Origin of the sequence: Streptomyces sp. NPDC059456 (genome assembly GCF_042750055.1) — a bacterium.
GTDB lineage: Bacteria > Actinomycetota > Actinomycetes > Streptomycetales > Streptomycetaceae > Streptomyces.
On the sequence record NZ_JBHYVA010001092.1, the window covers coordinates 1 to 1,509 of the forward strand.

Sequence of the window (1,509 nt, forward strand, 5' to 3'; positions counted from 1 at the left end):
CGCGGTGGGTATTTCTTGGGTGCCCGCCCGACACGGCGTTGCCGTCCCCCGCCTCCCGTGCCGTGGGCGGCGGGGAGGCGGGGAAGGGCTCGGCGGGTGGTCCCAGGCGATGCGGTCCCAGGCGATGCGGTCCTAGGCGATGCGGTCCAGGACGATCGGCGTGGCGGTGAACGCCGTGCCGGCCGGGGCGATGTCGTAGGTGCCCTCCAGGGAGGCCAGCGCGTAGTCGAACTTCTCCGGGGTGTCCGTGTGCAGCGTCATCAGCGGCTGCCCGGCCACCACGGCGTCGCCCGGCTTGGCGTGGAGCTCGATGCCCGCGCCCGCCTGCACCGGGTCCTCCTTGCGCGCGCGGCCGGCGCCCAGGCGCCAGGCGCCGACGCCCACGCCGTAGGCGTCCAGGCGGGTCAGGACGCCGGACTCGGGGGCGGTGACCACGTGCTGTTCGCGGGCGACGGGCAGCGCCGCGTCCGGGTCGCCGCCCTGGGCCGCGATCATCCGGCGCCAGACGTCCATGGCGGAGCCGTCGGCCAGGGCCTTGGCCGGGTCGGCGTCCTTGATGCCCGCCGCGTCCAGCATCTCCTTGGCCAGCGCGATGGTCAGCTCGACGACGTCGGAGGGGCCGCCGCCGGCGAGGACCTCGACGGACTCGCGGATCTCCAGGGCGTTGCCGGCGGTCAGGCCGAGCGGGGTGGACATGTCGGTGAGCAGGGCGATCGTCTTGACGCCGCTGTCGGTGCCGAGGGCGACCATCGTGGAGGCGAGCTCGCGCGCGTCCTCGATGTTCTTCATGAACGCGCCGGTGCCGACCTTCACGTCGAGGACGAGCGAGCCCGTGCCCTCGGCGATCTTCTTCGACATGATCGAGGAGGCGATCAGCGGGATGGCCTCGACCGTGCCCGTCACGTCGCGCAGGGCGTACAGCTTCTTGTCGGCGGGGGCCAGGCCGTCGCCGGCCGCGCAGATGACCGCGCCGGTGGTGTCCAGGACGTGCAGCATCTCCTCGTTGGAGAGCAGCGCGCGCCAGCCGGGGATGGACTCCAGCTTGTCCAGGGTGCCGCCGGTGTGGCCGAGGCCGCGGCCCGACAGCTGCGGTACGGCGGCACCGCAGGCGGCGACGAGCGGGGCCAGCGGGAGGGTGATCTTGTCGCCGACGCCGCCCGTGGAGTGCTTGTCGGCGGTCGGACGGGAAAGGGAGTCGAAGTTCATCCGCTCGCCCGACGCGATCATCGCGGCGGTCCAGCGCTTGATCTCGGCCCGGTTCATGCCGTTCAGCAGGATGGCCATCGCCAGCGCCGACATCTGCTCGTCGGCGACGACACCGCGCGTGTACGCGTCGATGACCCAGTCGATCTGCTCGGGGCTCAGCTCGCCGCGGTCCCGCTTCGTACGGATGACGGAGATGACGTCCATGTGGTGCTTCCTTCTACGCGCATAGAGAGGGGTGTGAGGAGAGGGGTCCGGAGAAGTGAGACTCGGCCGGCGTCACACAGTGCGAGTCTCTCTCTCACC

At 71.8% G+C, this 1,509-nt stretch carries 1 protein-coding gene; it reads right to left on the reverse strand.

The genetic code is table 11. The features are described from left to right. Positions 1-132: 132 nt before the first annotated feature. Positions 133-1,410: a thymidine phosphorylase gene (locus ACFXA3_RS42410; protein WP_385196858.1), complete on the reverse strand. Its 1,278-nt coding sequence runs from the start codon at positions 1,408-1,410 to the stop codon at positions 133-135. Between the last annotated feature and the right edge of the window lie 99 nt (positions 1,411-1,509).